The organism is Amycolatopsis sp. SID8362 (genome assembly GCF_010550475.1).
GTDB classification, from domain to species: Bacteria; Actinomycetota; Actinomycetes; order Mycobacteriales; family Pseudonocardiaceae; genus Amycolatopsis; species Amycolatopsis eburnea.
In genome coordinates this window covers 1-16,469 of record NZ_JAAGNB010000296.1, presented here as the reverse complement: position 1 = coordinate 16,469, position 16,469 = coordinate 1, and the positions used below count along the sequence as shown (strand labels likewise).

Annotated in this window: 14 protein-coding genes, 1 tRNA gene and 1 pseudogene; 10 read left to right on the top strand and 6 right to left on the bottom strand. The window is 71.3% G+C overall.

The features are described 5' to 3' along the window. Nucleotides 1-198: pseudogene (locus G3I65_RS09825) on the top strand (MerR family transcriptional regulator); the annotation flags it as partial. Here G3I65_RS09825 and G3I65_RS09820 read toward each other — a convergent pair. Continuing rightward, nucleotides 187-1,041 carry an ion transporter gene (locus G3I65_RS09820; protein ID WP_160695813.1) on the bottom strand — a complete coding sequence of 285 codons (855 nt, stop codon included), beginning with the start codon at nt 1,039-1,041 and terminating at the stop codon, nt 187-189. The pseudogene G3I65_RS09825 and the gene G3I65_RS09820 overlap by 12 nt on opposite strands. A 370-nt stretch (nt 1,042-1,411) precedes the next feature. Between G3I65_RS09820 and G3I65_RS09815 the strand changes: the two genes are divergently transcribed. Beyond that, nucleotides 1,412-2,788 (top strand): MFS transporter, encoded by a 1,377-nt coding sequence (locus tag G3I65_RS09815; protein ID WP_160695812.1) that lies wholly within the window; start codon nt 1,412-1,414, stop codon nt 2,786-2,788. Between the two features lie 7 nt (nt 2,789-2,795). Further along, nucleotides 2,796-3,419, top strand: coding sequence for a TetR/AcrR family transcriptional regulator (locus tag G3I65_RS09810; protein ID WP_160695811.1), 624 nt, complete (start codon nt 2,796-2,798; stop codon nt 3,417-3,419). On the opposite strand, the gene G3I65_RS09805 is transcribed toward G3I65_RS09810, so the two are convergent. The 4 genes from G3I65_RS09805 to G3I65_RS09795 all read right to left on the bottom strand — a co-directional run bounded on the left by G3I65_RS09805 (nt 3,416) and on the right by G3I65_RS09795 (nt 6,958). Then, on the bottom strand, nt 3,416-4,171 hold the full coding sequence (locus G3I65_RS09805) for an alpha/beta fold hydrolase (RefSeq protein WP_160695810.1): 756 nt from the start codon (nt 4,169-4,171) through the stop codon (nt 3,416-3,418). The genes G3I65_RS09810 and G3I65_RS09805 overlap by 4 nt on opposite strands. Before the next feature lie 4 nt (nt 4,172-4,175). Further along, nucleotides 4,176-6,440 (bottom strand): RCC1 domain-containing protein, encoded by a 2,265-nt coding sequence (locus tag G3I65_RS58755; protein WP_160695809.1) that lies wholly within the window; start codon nt 6,438-6,440, stop codon nt 4,176-4,178. A gap of 104 nt (nt 6,441-6,544) precedes the next feature. Continuing rightward, complete coding sequence (locus G3I65_RS58225; protein WP_255481893.1) at nt 6,545-6,667, bottom strand: hypothetical protein; 123 nt, start codon at nt 6,665-6,667, stop codon at nt 6,545-6,547. A 218-nt stretch (nt 6,668-6,885) separates the two neighbouring features. Further along, a tRNA-Thr gene (locus G3I65_RS09795) sits at nt 6,886-6,958 on the bottom strand. A gap of 169 nt (nt 6,959-7,127) precedes the next feature. On the opposite strand from G3I65_RS09795, the gene G3I65_RS09790 reads away from it, so the two are divergent. From G3I65_RS09790 to G3I65_RS09765, 6 genes are all read left to right on the top strand, one after another. Then, nucleotides 7,128-8,627 carry a threonine/serine exporter ThrE family protein gene (locus tag G3I65_RS09790; protein ID WP_160695808.1) on the top strand — a complete coding sequence of 500 codons (1,500 nt, stop codon included), beginning with the start codon at nt 7,128-7,130 and terminating at the stop codon, nt 8,625-8,627. Nucleotides 8,628-8,709: 82 nt separating this feature from the next. Then, on the top strand, nt 8,710-10,152 hold the full coding sequence (locus G3I65_RS09785) for a trehalose-6-phosphate synthase (protein WP_160695807.1): 1,443 nt from the start codon (nt 8,710-8,712) through the stop codon (nt 10,150-10,152). Between the two features lie 36 nt (nt 10,153-10,188). Beyond that, entirely contained in the window at nt 10,189-12,720 is a 2,532-nt protein-coding gene (gene otsB / locus G3I65_RS09780) for a trehalose-phosphatase (RefSeq protein WP_163046661.1), read from the top strand. 87 nt (nt 12,721-12,807) lie between these two features. Next, nucleotides 12,808-13,335, top strand: coding sequence for a hypothetical protein (locus tag G3I65_RS09775; protein ID WP_160695805.1), 528 nt, complete (start codon nt 12,808-12,810; stop codon nt 13,333-13,335). Nucleotides 13,336-13,510: 175 nt separating this feature from the next. Further along, nucleotides 13,511-14,077, top strand: a complete 567-nt coding sequence (locus tag G3I65_RS09770) for a helix-turn-helix transcriptional regulator (RefSeq protein ID WP_160695804.1) — start codon at nt 13,511-13,513, stop codon at nt 14,075-14,077. 49 nt (nt 14,078-14,126) lie between these two features. Further along, nucleotides 14,127-15,392, top strand: coding sequence for a S9 family peptidase (locus G3I65_RS09765; protein WP_160695814.1), 1,266 nt, complete (start codon nt 14,127-14,129; stop codon nt 15,390-15,392). Here the strand turns inward: G3I65_RS09765 and G3I65_RS09760 are convergent. Next, the gene (locus G3I65_RS09760; RefSeq protein WP_160695803.1) at nt 15,389-15,982 is read right to left on the bottom strand and encodes a C39 family peptidase; all 594 of its coding nucleotides are present in this window, start codon (nt 15,980-15,982) and stop codon (nt 15,389-15,391) included. The genes G3I65_RS09765 and G3I65_RS09760 overlap by 4 nt on opposite strands. Nucleotides 15,983-16,138: 156 nt before the next feature. Between G3I65_RS09760 and G3I65_RS09755 the strand changes: the two genes are divergently transcribed. After that, nucleotides 16,139-16,469: RNA polymerase sigma factor (locus G3I65_RS09755; RefSeq protein WP_275940145.1), on the top strand; the 331-nt coding region annotated here is incomplete at its 3' end.

The window sequence follows — 16,469 nt, the reverse complement described above, 5'->3', positions numbered from 1 at the left end:
GAGCTGGCCCACCTCCTCCGCCGCGGCGGCTACCCGCTGACGCACATCGCGACGGTGGTCGAGCAGGTCCGCACGGCGGGCGGCACCGAGTCACTGGCCCGCGCGCTGGCGGGCTGGCGGGACCGGCTCACGCGGCGGGGCCTGGCCATGCTCGACGCCGCCGCCCGGCTCGGGGAGTACCTGAAGCTACGGCCGTGACTTCGGGTGCAGGCGGTCGTACTCGAGCGCGGCCGTGTGCTGGGTTCGCACGGGCAGGGACTTCTCCTTCTCGGCGTCGTCCAGGTCGTTGAGCCCGAGCTGCACGGCCTGCCGGATCTGCTCGCGGTTGTCGCGCACGACGGCGGAGAAGAAGTCGTCGATCCGCGGGTCCAGCAGGACTTCGAGCAGCACGCGGAACGAGGTGTCCACGCAGGCGCGCACGATCTCGTCGTGGAACGGCAGCCGCTTGAGCCGCCCCAGCTGCGGGTCGGCGGCGATCTTCTCGGTGATGATCGCACGCAGCTCTTCCTTGTTGGCCCCGAGCGACTTCGCGAGGTTTTCCGGGTAGTTCCCGGTTTCCAGCACCTTGACCACCTCGTCGAGCACGGCGATGGTGACCGGTTTCTTGATGGCCTTCACGATCGGCTCGGACAGCTTGTCGACCAGCCGGTAGGTGAACTGCTCCCCGACCGCCCGGTCCGCGGCCCGCCCGATCCGGATCAGCAGCAGCACGACGGTGACGAACTTGTGCCCGACCATCGCCGGGTGCGCGACCGGGATCATGGCGAACAGCTCGTACCAGTTGCGCACCAGGAACTTCCGGGCCCACCGGCGTTTCCGCCACCGCCACAGGAACTCGAGGAAGAACACCCCGCAGATCCCGCAGTCGACGGAGAAGATCACCAAGCCGGCGTCCCGCGCCGGCGGGCTGAGCACCATGAACCCCAGCAACCCGACCGACCCTGCGGCCAGGATGAGCATGATCCAGTCGTCGGCGCGCACGTTCCCGGGCAGGATCCCGCTGTTGAGCTCCGGCTCGCGGGCGTCGCGAAGGGTGGCCATGCCCGATCATGGCACGCACCCGCCCGCTCAGCCGCTTGACCACGGTCGCGACCGGCGACGGCGTTCCGGCGGACCGGCAGTTGCCCGCCTTTGCCGCGACCGGGCGCGCGCGCCGATCTCGCCCGGCGCCGCACAGGTGTCATGAAAGGGTCATTCACCTCACCAGACGACATGAATGACCCATTCACAACATCCCCGCGACGCCGGGCAGACCACGCGGCCGGCCTGCGGCCGGTCACCCGCTCGCCGACGCGACTTTGCCGGGCCCCTGACGTCTGGCGAGGTGCGGGCCGCAGCTAATCAAACAGATGGTTGACACAATCCATCATCTGCATGATTATCGGTGCCACCGACACGGACGGGGGACCCAGTGGACAAGCACGCACTCAGGTGGTGGGCATTGGCGGTCGCCGTGCTCGCCGTCCTGGTGGACATGATCGACAACCAGATCGTCGCGGTGGCCCTGCCGACGATCCGGCGCGAGCTCGGCACCGGCGAAGCCGCCCTGCAATGGGTTTCGGCCGGGTACGCGCTGGGGTTCGCGCTCACGCTGATCACCGGCGGCCGCCTCGGGGATCGGCACGGGACGAAGAAGCTGTTCGTGGCGGGCATGCTCGTGTTCACCGGCGCGTCGCTGGTCGCAGGCCTCGCCGGGCACGTCGGGGTGCTGATCGCCGCGCGCGTGGTGCAGGGTGTGGGCTCCGGTCTGATGGTGCCGCAGGTGCTGTCGTTCATCCACGCCGAATTCGGCGAGCGGGAGCGGCCGAAGGCGATGACCTGGTACGCGGGCGCGTTCCCGGTCGGCGGGCTCGCCGGGCCGCTGCTGGGCGGCGCACTCACCGAGGCGGACCTGTTCGGCACCGGCTGGCGGGCGATCTTCCTGGTGAACGTCCCCATCGGGGTGCTCGCGCTGCTCGGCGCGCTGGGCACCATGGCGAGCCGGCCGGGGTCCGCCCGGCACCGCACGGACCCGGTGGGGCTCGCGCTGCTGACCGCCGCGTCGGCCGCCGTCTTCTTCCCGCTGGTGCAGGGCCGCGAGCTGGGCTGGCCGATGTGGACGGTCGCGCTGCTGGTGGCGGCCGTCCCGCTGTTCGGGCTTTTCGTTCTGCACCAACGCTTCCAGTTCCACCGCGGTGGCGAACCGCTGGTCTCGCCCGACCTGCTGCGGCGCCTCGCCCGCGGTCAGGGCGTGCTGTTCTGCGTCACGACGGCGACCGGCGTGTTCTTCGTCCTGACCCTGCACCTGCAGCTGGGACTCGGCTTCACGCCGTGGGAAGCGGCGTTGACGTTCGCGCCGTCGACCCTCGGCATCGTCGTGGGCAACGTCCTCGCCATGCGCCTCGCGCCCCGCTTCGGCCGGGCATTCACCGCGGGCGCCGTCGGCGTCCTGCTCGCCGGGCTGGTCGCGATCGCTTTCCTGGTCGGCGATCCCGCGTTGCGCGGCTGGGCGCTGCTGCTACCGGTGGTCGCCGTGGGCCTGGGGATGGGCGCGGTGCTGAACGCGCTGTTCGCCGCGTCGATGGCGGAAGTCCCGCCCGACCGGGCCGGGGCGGCGTCCGGCGTCGTCAACACCACCGTCCAGCTCGGCACGGCGACCGGGATCGCCTTGGCCGGCACCGTTTTCTTCGCCCGGCTCGGCAGCGGATCGGGCCCGGCGACGGCGGGCGCGCTCACGGTCAGCGCGGGCGTGCTGGTCCTCGCTCTCATCCTGCTGGTGAACAGAATCAGGCAACCGGCTGACGTATAGTCGCGGCGTGAGCGCCTCGAAGCCCCGCCGATCGCCGAAGCCCCAAGAGCGGCAACGGGATCCGGAACGCACCCGCCGCCTGATCCTCGAGGCGGCGGGCGCGGAGTTCGCGGCGAAGGGCTACGCGGGCGCGCGGATCGCGGCGATCGCGACGCGGGCCGGGGTGAACCAGCAGCTGATCTCGTACTACTTCGACGGCAAGGAAGGCCTGTACCGCGCGCTGTCGGAGCAGTGGACGCTGCGGCAGGGCGAGCTGGTCTCGCCGGACATGCCGCTGTCGGAACAGGTCCGGCGGCTCGCGCTCGAAGGCACGACGGGCCGCGACGGCATGCGGCTGGTGGCGTGGTCCGGCCTGGAGTACGAAGGCGCCGAGTCGGACCCCGACCACGGCCCCCGGACCCAGCGCCTGCGGCCGACGGTGGCGCACATCGCGGAGCTGCAGGAAGCGGGCCGCCTGCCGGAGTGGATCGACCCGGCCTGCCTCACGGTGCTGCTGATGTCCGCCGCGATGGCGCCGGTGACGCTGCCGCACGTGGCCGAAGGGCTGACCGGGCTCGACCCGGCGTCCCCGGACTTCGTGCGGCGGTACGCCGACCAGCTCGCGAAGCTGGTCGAGCACCTCGGGGCCTAGCCCGCCAGCACCTCGCGCAGCTTCGCGGCGAAGGCCTCCGGCTTCCCGGCGTAACCGTGCTCGCCGCCCAGGAAACCGCCGTGGTGGCTGGGGAAGACCGTCGCTTCCTGCCCCAGCGCCGCGGCCGTGGCGAGGCCGGCCCGGCCGGTGATCTCCTCGATGGACTCCTCGCCGACGCCGATGACGATCCGCGTCGGGGCCGCCGTCAGCGCGTCGACGTCGGGCCAGTAGGTCGAGACCGCGAGGGAGCGGTCGGACAGCAGCGGGTCGTCGCGGCGGCCGTCGTCCTCGGTGGGCAGGCCGAACTGGGCCGGATCCGCCGTCGGGAGCGCGAAGTAGTCGTCGGTGAACTCGCCCTTCCACGACGCGAGCTTCATGAAAGCCGTCATCCCGGCACCGAAACCGCCGGCCTGGTAAGCGTCCCGCATCTGCTTGCCGGCCCGGTCGGCCGCGTCCGCGTCGGGCAGCAGCCCGGTCAGCGGCGGCTCGTGGGCGACGAGCGTGACGACGTCCTCCGGATGCGCCGTGACGAGCGCGAGCGCGGTGACCGCACCGCCGCTGCTGCCGAACACGTCGACCGGACCGCCGCCGAGGGCCTGGATCACGGCGTGGAGGTCGCCGGCCTGGACGTCGGGCACGTGGTCCTCGCGGCCGTCCTTGCGGACGCTGCGCCCGAGCCCGCGCGGGTCGTAGGTGACTACGGTCCGGTCGGGGAACTGCCCGGCCAGCGAGCCGAAGCCGTCGGCGGCCATGGCGTCACTCTCCCAGAGCCAGGCCGCTCGCGACGGCCTTGACGCGGCCGAAACCGGGCACCTGCACCGGAACCGTGGCCCACCACGGGTACGCCGTGACGCCCTGCCCCAGCTCGAGGTCGTGGTTGTCGCCCCAGCCCCAGACGGTCCCGTCGGTCTTGACGGCGTACCCGCCGCCGTTGAAGATCCCGAGCGCCTTCACCCCGGTGAGGTCGCGCACCGGGACCGGCACCGCCGACGTGCAGTTCGGGCTGGTGTCCGTCGATTCGCAGCTCACGCCGTTGCCGAGCCGGCCGCGGTCGTTGGCGCCCCAGGCGACGACGGTGCCGTCGGCGCGCAGCGCGTACGCGCCCGACCAGTTGCCGGTCACGGCGGTGACCCCGGTCAGGCCGGACACCGCCACCGGGGTGCGCGAAAGGCAGCTGGAGGTCGTGCACGTGACGCCGTTGCCCAGCTCGTTGTGGGTGTTGTCGCCCCACGCCCAGACGGTGCCGTCGGTCTTGACGGCGTACGCGCTGTAGCCGTCGCCGCTGCTGATGGCCTGGACGCCGCTCAGGCCGGCGACGCGCACCGGCGTGGCGGAGCTCGCCGCGGTGGAGCCGGTGCCCAGCTCGCCGCGGGTGTTGCTGCCCCAGGCCCAGACGGTGCCGTCGGACTTCAGCGCGTACGCGGTGTCCCGCGCGGCGGCGATGGCGGTGACCCCGGTGAGACCGGCGACCTGCACGGGTGTGTCGACGGTCTGCCCCCACTGCCACACGGTGCCGTCGGAACGCCGGGCGTACCCCTCGGCGTCGCCCGCCGCGATCGCCGTGACCGAGGTGAGCCCGACGACCGGGACGGGCGCGCGCGAGGCCCCGCTGAACCAGCCGTTGCCCAGTTCGCCGGTCCAGTTGTGGCCCCAGGCCCGCACGGTGCCGTCGATGCGCAGCGCGTACCCGTGCGAGATCGAGCCGGCGATGGCGACGACGTCGCTCAGCCCGGCCATCGTCTTCGGCGTCCCGATGTACCCGGTCCCCTGCTGCCAGGAGTAGCTGCTCCAGGTGGACACGCACTGGTTGAAGCAGTCGGCGGGCGGCAGGGTGAAGTAGCCGTAGAGGTCGGCCGTCACGTCGACCGTGCCGGCGCGGTTGTGGACGTAGACCGACCGATCCGTGTCGTAGGAGGCGTTGACCGCGGGCCCGACCGCCGACACGACGGGCGCGGCCGCCACGGAGATGGTCTGCCCGGGCGCGAGGGACAGGCCCGGGTCGGGCTGGCTGCTCGACGGGAGGTCCCACGCCGTGACGGCGGTGGTCGCGGTGGCCGAGTAGCCGGTCACGTTCAGGGCGACGGCGAGCGCGTTCGAGGGGATCGACGGCTGCAGCCGGTACGCGATGTCGCTGTTCGCCCCGATCTTCCGGGGCTTGCCGTCCCCCGTCCCGAGCCCGCTGCGGCTGTCCAGCACCCGCTCCGGGGCGACCGGGGTGAAGTAGGCGCCGTAGTCGGTGGCGTAGAAGCCGACGAGGTCGGCGTACGACTCGACCTGACCGGCCAGGTTGTAGAAGTCGATCGAGCGGTCCGCGCCGATCTTGACGGTGACCAGGTTCGTCCCCTGCCCACCGGGGTAGGCGGCGACGTTGGCCATGGTCGGCCGCGGTGTGTTGTGCGGGAACACCGTGGCGTAGGTGGCCGCGGACGGGTTGGTCAGCGTCAAGGCGAACGTCACGGCGGTGGCGGTCGCGGGCACCTCGTCGACCAGGCTCAGCTTGGTCGTGGTGCCGTTCCCGAGCCAGTCGATCAGCAGCCGCGACGGGCTGACCGGCGTGTACCGCGAGCCGGCGTCGGTCGTGTAGTAGCCGACGATGCTGGCGATGAGGTGGACGGACCCGGCCTCGTTGTAGAAGTCGACGGTCCGATCGGCCCCGACCTGCACGGTGACCTGGTTCGACCGCCGCTTGCCCGCCTGCACCTGAAGACTGGGCAGCGCCGGCCGCGCCTGCCCGTGCGTGAAGGCGGTGACGGCGGAGTCCGCGGTCGGCCCCTCGACCCAGAGGTTGACGACCACGGCGGTGCTGTTGACGGGCGCGAGCGAGGCGGCGCTGCCGGTCACGGTGGTCTTCGCCCCCACCGGCCCGACGGGCACCCCGACCCCGCGAACGGTGTCGAGGAACCGCGTCGGCTGCACGGCGGTGAAGCTGGAGGCGGGCGACGTGACGGCGGCCTGCGCCGCGGTGCCTCCGGTGACGAGCCCGGCCACCAGGGCCACGACGAGCGCGAGCGGACGTGCCACGGCCATGTTGTTCCCCCCAAGGACCCCCAGATTGGGCCTGGCGGGACTTTATGCCGGTTCCGGGAGCGCGGGTAGCGGCCGTTCGGCGGACAACGGCGCCAGGGTCAGAACTGCCCGGTCAGGCAGACGGACGAGACCTGGTAGCAGTCGGCGTACCCGGTGACGTCGTGGCTGTCGTCGACCGCGAAGGCTTCGAGGTCCGCCGCCGGACGCCAGGGTTCCGGCAAAGTCGCGTCGGATGGCTCCGCCCCGAGCGGGCCGCCGCCACTGTGCCGGACCCTGGCCCGGGACGTACTGAACGACCCTTTCACCTCGTCCGGCGACATGAACGACTCGTTCATGGCGTCGCCGCGCCGCCGGACCGGCCGCAGGGTACGAGATGCCCTGATTCACCGGGAGGACACCGGATCGCGCCGATCGGCCCTCCCACCGGGAAGGAAAAGAGAGCCGCCAAGGGGGCTCGAACCCCTGACCTTCTGTTTACAAGACAGATGCTCTACCAGCTGAGCTATAGCGGCCTGGCGCCGCGGCGCCAGCCACAGTGTATCGGCCCGCTCCCAAGATCCGTCCGATAGGCACCATCCCCAGCTCCAGGCCACTATGGAGGAACGTGGTCAACGCCACTGCAACGATCGCCACACCGGTGTCGATGGTCCGGGAGGAGCAGAGCGAGGAGGTGGATGGATCATGAAGATCAACGAGCGCGCCAACGGGGGCAAGGCGGCCAGATGGCCCCTGCTCGAGCCGCCCGAACAGCGGCCGAAGGTCCACCGGCCGAACCTGCTCAAGCACCGGCCGTGGCACGTGCTCGAGGCGCCGACCGGGGAGCTGCCCGCCGTCGAGACCGATGCGGCGATGGGGCCGCAGCTGCCCGACGAGAACACCGTCAACTTCGTGCTCGACCTCTCCCTGCGCATCGGCGAAGTCCAGATGGCGAGCGGGGCCGGCGCGTCGGACGTCACCGCGACGATCATCGCCATCGCCGGGGCGCTCGGGCTGCCGCACTGCGAGGTCGACGTCATCTTCACGTCGATCACCGTGACCTGCCACCGCGGGACCGAGCTCACGCCGGTCACCGCGCTGCGCGTCGTACGGAGCCGGAGCCTCGACTACACGCGGCTGACCGAGACCGAGAAGCTCGTCCGGAAGATCGTGCGCGGGCACGTGGGGGCCGAGCAGGCGCAGACCGAGCTCGAGCGGATCACGTCGGCGCCGCACCCCTACCCGCGCTGGACCGCGACGCTGGCCTGGGGTGGCGTCGCCGCGTTCATCACCCTGCTGCTCGGTGGCGGCCTGGACATCGCGCTCGTCGCCTTCGTCATCTCCGGCGTCATCGACCGGATCGGGCGGTTCGTCAACCACTACGGCCTGCCCTTCTTCTTCCAGCAGGTCATCGGGGGCCTGGTCGCGACGCTCTCGGCGATGGCCATCGTCAGCATGAACGTCCTGACCACCGACAAACCGACGCTGGTGGTCGCCGCCGCGGTCACCGTGCTGCTGTCCGGGCTCTCCACCGTCTCGGCGGTGCAGGACGCCATCACCGGCTACAACGTCACCGCCGCCGGCCGCACCATGGAGACCGCGCTGATGTCGGCCGGCCTGATCGCCGGGGTCGTGCTCGCCCTGCGGATCGCCGTCATGCTCGGCCTGCCGCGGACACCGCTGCCCGAAGCGCCGACGTCGACCGCGCTGCAGCTGCCGATGGTCGTGCTCGGCGGGGCCGGCGCGGCCGCCTGCTTCGCACTCGCCAGCTACTCGAAGATGCGCGCGATGCTGGTCGCGGCGGCCGCCGGGGGCATCGGCGCCGCCGTCTACGGGTCGCTCATGCTCGCCCAGCTGGACGGTGTCAGCTCGTCCGCGATCGCCGCCACGCTCGTCGGGTTCTGCGGTGGCGTGCTCGCGCGGCGGCTCGGCGTTACTCCACTGGTGGTCGCCGTGTCCGGGATCACTCCGCTGCTTCCGGGCCTCTCGACCTACCGTGGTCTGTACCAAATCGGCGTCGAGCCGGGCGGCAACATCTCGACGCTCATGACGGCCGTCGCGATCGGGCTTGCGCTGGCAGCGGGCGTGGTACTCGGGGAATGGCTCGCCCAGCCGGTCCGCACCGGCCTGGGCAGGCTGGAGCGCCGGTTCGCCGGGCCACGCATGGCTGGTCCGCTCGAACCGACCGAACGAAGCTTGGAGTAACTCAGCGGTCACCGGCTGTTCATCGCTCACGCGATAGGGTTTCACTCTGGGGCCGCGACCCAGAACGCGAGGAGCAGTCGACGTGGGTGAACCGAAGGAGCACGGGAACCAGGCCGATTTCGTCGTGGTGGCGAACCGGCTACCGGTGGACCTGGAACGCACGACGGACGGCGAACGCCGCTGGACGGCCAGCCCGGGCGGGCTCGTCTCCGCGCTGGAGCCGTTCCTGCGGTCCCGCAAGGGCGCCTGGGTGGGCTGGCCGGGCGTACCGGACGTCGACGTCGAGGAGTTCGACGACGACGGGCTCGTGCTCCACCCGGTTTCGTTGAGCGCCGACGAAGTCCGCGACTACTACGAAGGTTTCTCCAACGCGACCCTCTGGCCGCTCTACCACGACGTCGTCGAGCGCCCGGTGTTCGACCGCGTGTGGTGGAACAGCTACGTCAAGGTGAACCGCCGCTTCGCCCAGGCCAGCGCCGACGTCGCCGCGCCGGGCGCGACCGTGTGGATCCAGGACTACCAGCTGCAGCTCGTGCCGGCGATGCTGCGCGAGCTGAGACCGGACCTGCGCATCGGATTCTTCCTGCACATCCCGTTCCCGCCGGTCGAGCTGTTCATGCAGATGCCGTGGCGCGCCGCGATCATCCGGGGCCTGACCGGCGCGGACCTCGTCGGCTTCCACCGCCCCGGCGGCGCGCAGAACTTCCTCTGGCTGTGCCGCCAGCTGATCGGCCTCGAGTCGACGCGCGGCGCGGTCGGCGTCCGGTCCCGGCCGGGCACCATGCAGGTCGGCGACCGGACCGTCCGGGTCGGCGCCTTCCCCATCTCCATCGACGCCGCCGGCCTCGACACCCTCGCCCGCACGAAGGGCGTCCAGGAGCGGGCCGCGCAGCTGCGCCGCGACCTCGGCAACCCGAAGACGGTGATCCTCGGCGTCGACCGCCTCGACTACACCAAGGGCATCGACCTGCGGCTGCAGGCGCTGCACGAGCTGCTGCACGAGGGCAGGCTGCAGCCGGACGACGTCACGTTCGTCCAGCTCGCCACCCCGAGCCGCGAGCGCGTCGAGCACTACCAGCGGATGCGCGGCGAGATCGAGCAGATGGTCGGCCGGATCAACGGCGAGTTCGCCCGGGTGGGCCACCCGGTCGTGCACTACCTGCACCAGTCCGTGGACCGGACCGAGCTGGCGGCGTTCTTCTCGGCCGCGGACGTCATGGTCGTGACGCCGCTGCGTGACGGCATGAACCTCGTGTGCAAGGAGTACGTCGCGGCCCGTCACGACCTGGGCGGCGCGCTCGTGCTCAGCGAGTTCGCCGGGGCGGCCGCGGAGCTCTCTAGCGCATTCCTCGTCAACCCCCACGACCTGGACGGGGTGAAGGACGCGCTAGTGGCTGCCATTACCCTCGACCCGGCAGAGGGCCGTCGCCGGATGCGCGCCATGCGTCGCCAGGTCCTCACGCACGATGTCGATCGTTGGGCGCGCTCTTTCCTACAGGCGTTGGGTGCCGAAGCGGTCGATTAACCCGAACGACCACGCACGAGCTCCTGAGGAGGAGTGTTGACTGCCGAGGCCCTGCCCGCCGAGCTGCGGCGTGCGATCGTCCAGATCGCCCGCACGCCGCGCCTGCTGGTCGCATGCGACTACGACGGCACGCTGGCACCCATCACCCTCAACCCGGACGAGGCACGTCCGCTGCCCGAGTCCGTGGGCGCCCTCAGATCGCTCGCGGGGCTGCACGAGACCACGACCGCGGTCATCTCCGGCCGCGCGCTGCGCGACCTCGCCACGCTGTCGCGGCTGCCGTCCGAGGTGAACCTCGTCGGCAGCCACGGCTCGGAGTTCGACATCGGCTTCATCCACGCCCTCGACGAGAAGGCGCGTGAGCTGCACCGGCGGCTCGAAGCCGAGCTCGAACAGCTGGTGCTGGACGTCCCCGGCGTGTCGCTGGAGGTCAAGCCGGCGAGCATCGCGGTGCACGTGCGCCGCGCCGAGCACGAGGCCGGGCGCCGCGTGCTGGCCGCCGTCCACTCCGGACCGTCCACGTGGGAAGGCGTCTCCACCACCGACGGCAAGGAGGTCGTCGAGCTCGCGGTCGTCCAGACGGACAAGGGCCGCGCGCTGGACATCCTGCGCCACCAGGTGGGCGCGACCGCGGCGATCTTCCTCGGCGACGACGTCACCGACGAGAAGGCCTTCGCCCGGCTTTCGGGCCCGGACCTGGGCATCAAGGTCGGCGAGGGCGAGACCCTGGCCGGCTACCGCGTCCCGGACACCGTGGACGTCGCACTGGTGCTGGCGTTCATGCTGGAGGAACGCCGGAACTGGCTGTACGGCGAGTCCGCGCCGCCGATCGAGCGGCTGTCGATGCTGGCCAACGAGCGGTCGGTCGCGCTGGTCACGCCGGACGCGAAGCTGACCTGGCTGTGCCACCCCGGGCCGGACGCGCCCGCCGTGTTCGCCGACCTGCTCGGCGGCGAAGGCGCGGGTCACTTCTCCATCAAGCCGCACCGCAACGGCCTGCCGCTCGGCCAGCGCTACCTGCCGAACACGATGACGGTGGAGACGCGCTGGTCGCGCCTGCTCGTCACCGACTACCTCGAGCCGGAGAGCCCGCAGCACCGCACGGACCTGGTCCGCGTGATCTCGGGCGAGGCGGCGGCGAGCGTCAAGTTCGCGCCGCGCCCCGAGTTCGGCGGCGTGCCGGTGAAGCTCGAGGTCACCGACGGCGGCGTGCGGGTGCTCGGCACGTCCGAGCCGTTCGTGCTCTATTCGCCGGGCGTCGAGTGGACCATCACCTCCGACGGCCTGCACGACACCGCGACCGCGCTGGTGCAGCCGACGCCGACCCAGCCGGTGGTGCTGGAGTTGCGGTGCGGCACCACGGACCTCGGCCCGCACGAACTGTCCGAAGTGGAGCGACGCGACCGCGCCGGCCGCTACTGGAGCGAGTGGACGTCGAAGCTGCAGCTGCCGAAGGTGCAGACCGACCTGGTGCTGCGCTCGGCGCTGACGCTGCGCGGCCTGGTCAACACCGACACCGGCGGCGTGCTCGCCGCGGCGACGTCGTCGCTGCCGGAGGAGATCGGCGGCGTCCGCAACTGGGACTACCGCTACTGCTGGATCCGCGACGCCGCGATGACTGTGCGGGAGCTCGTGCACCTGGGCTCGATCGAGGAGGCCGAGGGCTACCTGCGCTGGCTGCACGGCGTCCTCGCGACGCTGGCCGGCCCGGAGCGGCTGCACCCGCTGTACACCTTGGCGGGCAGCGTGATCGGCGCCGAAGCGGTGATCGAGTCGCTGCCGGGGTACGCCGGCTCGCGCCCGGTCCGCGTCGGCAACCTGGCGAACCACCAGGTCCAGCTGGACGTCTTCGGCCCGGTCGTCGAGCTGGTCGGCACCCTGGCCGCGGCGCGCGGCGAACTGCGCGACGAGGACTGGCAGCTGGTCCGCGCGATGGCGGAAGCCGTGACGCGGCGCTGGAACGAGCCGGACCACGGGATCTGGGAGGAACGGCACGTGCCGCGCCACCGGGTCTACTCGCGGGTCATGTGCTGGGTGACGATCGACCGCGCGGTCAAGCTGGGCGAGCAGTACGGCCGGGGCGTGCCCGGCGCGTGGCCTGCCCTGCGCGACCAGATCAAGCACGACGTGCTCGAAAACGGCTGGAACGACGAGGTCCAGGCGTTCACCACGGCCTACGACGGCACGGACCTGGACGCGGCATCGCTGTTCGTCGGCCTGACCGGCCTGATCGACCCGGCCGACGAGCGCTTCCAGCACACGGTGACCGCGATCGAGGCGGAGCTGCGCAGTGGGTCCACTGTGTACCGTTACCGCCGCGACGACGGCCTCCCGGGTGGCGAGGGCGGTTTCCACATCTGCGCGGCGTGGCTGATCGAGGCGTACCTGCTCACCGGGCGGCGCACGGAAGCGCAGGAGCTGTTCGACCAGATCGTCGCCGCGGCCGGCCCGACGGGCCTGCTGCCGGAGCAGTACGACCCGATCGCGGAACGCTCCCTCGGCAACCACCCGCAGGCCTATTCCCACATCGGGCTCATCCGGTGCGCCAACCTGCTGGCGGCGAGTTAGCCCTTTCGGTCCGAACTGCCGTCAAGGCCACCTTGCGGGCGTCCGACGCCCGTAAGGTGGCCTTCACGGCATTCGGAGGTGAGCTGGGTGCAGGGGACGTTCGGGCAGGTCGAGTTCGTACCGCTGCCGCCCCGGTTCGCCGCCCGGGTGCGGTGGGGCTCGGTGGTCGTCGGGTCCTCGATGATCGCCGGCATGGTGCTGCTGTTCGGGCTCACGACGTTCCTGCAGGGCATCGTCCACGGCCACGCCTTCCCGGACACCCTCCTCGGCAAGGCCGCGGCGGTGCTGCCCCCGCTGGGCGTGCTGGCGATCGCGGTGCTGGTCCTGTCGTCCCGGCGCTGCCTGCGGGGTGACTACCTGGTCGTGGCGAGCGCCGCGTCGGCCCGCCACGCGCTGCTGTTCACGTACGTGCTGACGCTGGTGCTGGTCCTCGGGTCCTTCGCGGTACCGATCGTGTTCCGGGTGTGGCGCGACACGCCGGACCCGCGGGCCCCCGACCTGCTCACCGTGTTCGCGACGCTGGCCTTCGCGACGATGGGTTTCCTGGCGGGCATGTTCTACGTGCGGCCGAGCGTGCGGACGCTCAGGAAGTTCAGCGACCACCCCATCTGGTGAGTCCACAGTAGACACTCAACCCCTGGCTCCGGCGAGTGCCGCGATGACATGAATGAGTCATTCATGTCATCGGACGACATGAATGAGTCATTCAAGTCCTCCGGCAAGGCACCCCTGCGCGCCGGCTTGCACAGATTTCTTTGCACAATTTCCTTTGCACGGCTACCGTGGTGCCATGACCAGCGCTCCACCACCGGAAGAGCTCGACCCGGACGCCCTCAAAGCCGTCACGCACCCGCTGCGCCGCCGGATCCTCGGCGTGCTGTCCGCCGGGCCGGCGACGGCCACGAAACTCGCCAGGGAACTGGGCGAGAACACCGGCGCGACCAGCTACCACCTGCGGGAACTGGCCCGGTTCGGGTTCGTCGAAGACGCCCCGGAGCTCGCGCGGGGCAAGGAACGGTGGTGGCGGACGCGGCCGCGGGACATCCGGTGGCCGCGCCGCAGCGAGCAGAGCGCCGAATCCCGGGTGCTGTTCGACGACATGCAGCGCCAGGGGTTCGAGGAAGACCTCGAAAAGCTGAACCGGTTCGCGGAAAAGCGCGAAGAGCTGCCCGGCGACTGGCCGGACGCGCTGCTCTACGCCCGCGGCGGCACCTGGCTCACCGCCGAGGAACTGCACCAGTTCTGGAACGACTACATGGAGCTGTTCCGCCGGTACTGGCGGGCCGAGGACGACCGGTCACCGGAAGCGCGGCGCGTGCTCGTGCGCCTGCTCGCGTTCCCGGAACCAGGGGAATGACCATGACAGGGGATCTCGCATGCGAAGAGGGGCTCTACTACTGGCCGGGGTGATCCTGGCGGTCACCGCGCTCGCGCCACCGGCATCGGCGGCGGACAGCGAAGTGACGTTCACGAACGGCGGGGTGACCTTGCACGGCACCGTCGTCGCACCGCCCGGCGGGACGAAACTGCCGGGACTGGTGCTGGTCCACGGCTCGGGGACGCACAGCCGGGAGGACTACCGCGATCAGGCGGAAGCCTTTGCGCGGCAAGGGATCGCGACACTCATCTACGACAAGCGCACCGAAGGCTACTCCCAGTTCGAACGCTCGTACTCGACGCTGGCGGACGACGCGCTCGCCGCCGTCGAAGCGTTGCGCAAGCGGCCGGACGTCGATCCGGCGCGGGTCGGCGTCTGGGGGTTGAGCGAAGGGGGCTGGGTGGCGCCGCTGGCCGCGTCGCGCTCGGCGGACGTCGCGTTCGTCGTGACGCTCGGGGCGAACGGCGTCGAGCCGTCGCGGCAGCAGGCGTGGGCGATCGAGAACCAGCTGCGGCGCCTGGGGATGGACGGCTCGATCGTGCGGATGGCGTCGTCGGCGATGCTGCGCCAGCTCATCGGCGGCGGCGTGTTCCCCGAGGCGCGCTACGACCCGGTGCCGGTGCTGAAGAGCCTGCGCCAGCCGGTGCTCGGGCTCTGGGGCGCGAAGGACGTCCTGACACCACCGGGTGAGGCCGTCCGGATCTTCCAGGAGTCGGTGGCCAGGCACACCCTGCGCGTCTTCCCGGACGCCCAGCACCAGCTGCGGCGCACCACCGACGGCTTCGACAAGCTGCCCGGCTACGCGCCGGGCTACCTGGAACTGGTCGGCTCGTGGGTGCAGCACCCGCCAACAGTGTCGAGCGCCGACGCGCCGCCCGCGCAGGATCGGCCGAGCGCCGCGGTCACGCCGTTGAGCTGGTACGAGCCGACGTGGCTCCAGCTCGCCGTGCTGGTGCTCCTGCTCGTGGCGTTCGCCTGGTACCCGCTGGCGCGGCGCGGCCCGGCCGCGAAGGCGGCGCGCTGGCTCTCGGCGACGGGACTGCTCGCCGTGCTCGGTTTCCTGGCCGTCGACGTGGTGATCCAGGTCAGCATGGGCAAGGGACTGGGCCCGGTCGTCGCCGGCCGCCCGCTGCCGTGGCTGGCGCTGCAGTTGCTTTCGCTGGGCGCGGTGGCCGCCACCATCGGCACGGCGGTGGCGTGGTGGCGGCACCGGACCCCGCGGCTCGGTGTGCTGCTCGCCGGCGGCGTCGTGTTCGTGCCCTGGGCCCTTTACTGGGGACTGCTGGGGATCTAGGCGGAGTACCCCTTCGGCGGGATCAGCGTCGCGAGCTGGTCGAAGCTCAGCCAGTAGATCTGGTTCCCGCCGAAGCTCGCCGGGTCGGCGATCTTGACCGTCATGTCGGAGCTGTCGTAGCCGATCACCGTGAAGTAGTGGTAGATCGTGTAGTTCGGGTAGCCCGGCGGGTGGTTGTTCGCCGGGGCGACGATGTTCGCGACGATCGGGTAGCCATTGTTGATGTCGAGCGTGATGTCGCGCCACAGCAGGTCGCGCTGGGCCTGGGTCGGCGGGTCGTTCGGCATTTCCTTGGTCTCGTACCAGCTGGTGCCGAGGTCGGCGTTGAGGACGCCGGTGACCTGGCCGATCCAGTCCGTGCCGTTGGTGGTCGTGCCGAGCTGGGCGGCGAGCGTCGCCTGGCTCGGCAGGTTGCCGGTGCGCGCGGACATGGCGATCCGGGTGGCCGCCGGACCGCACCAGTAGCCGGTCTCCTGGACCTGGTACTGGATGTTCAGCACGGCTTCGGTACTGGCTTGGGCGACCGCGGGCAGCGAAACGAGCCCCATGGCGGCGATGAGCGTGACGAACCCCAGGCGGAATCTGCGCATGACGTTCCTTCCCCAGTTTTGACGTCGGTTGGCCAACGCCTTACTGGTGGATGATCTCGGCAAGGTCCGACGTTTGTCCCTCACCCACCCCGAACGGATCACGACGAAGGTAGGTTCGCCCGTGAACGCTCGCGCGCGCTGCGGGCAACTGGGGGCATGCAGGTGATCCACGAGGGATCGGAGATCTGGGGGCACGACCGCCCTGACCTGGGCGGAGCCGAGCCCGGGCCGGCGTTCGGCCGGCTCTTCGACGCCCACGCCCCGCAGCTGCGCCGCTACCTCGCCCGCCGCGTCGGGCCCGAACCGGCGAACGACCTCGTCGCCGAGACGTTCCTGGTGGCGCTGCGCCGCCGCGAGACCTACCGGCCGGAGCTGGGCACGGCCCGGTCGTGGCTGTACGGCATCGCGACCAACCTGCTCCGCCACCACGTGCGGTCCGAGCTGCGCGGGCTGCAGGCCACGGCGCGGCTGGCCCGCACCGGCGAAA

Excerpts from the sequence above, each read along its gene's own strand:
- G3I65_RS09770 (WP_160695804.1), top strand. The coding sequence starts at position 13,511 with ATGACCAGCGCTCCACCACCGGAAGAGCTCGACCCGGACGCCCTCAAA.
- G3I65_RS09805 (WP_160695810.1), bottom strand. The coding sequence starts at position 4,171 with ATGGCCGCCGACGGCTTCGGCTCGCTGGCCGGGCAGTTCCCCGACCGG.
- G3I65_RS09760 (WP_160695803.1), bottom strand. The coding sequence starts at position 15,982 with ATGCGCAGATTCCGCCTGGGGTTCGTCACGCTCATCGCCGCCATGGGG.
- G3I65_RS09790 (WP_160695808.1), top strand. The coding sequence starts at position 7,128 with ATGAAGATCAACGAGCGCGCCAACGGGGGCAAGGCGGCCAGATGGCCC.
- G3I65_RS09820 (WP_160695813.1), bottom strand. The coding sequence starts at position 1,041 with ATGGCCACCCTTCGCGACGCCCGCGAGCCGGAGCTCAACAGCGGGATC.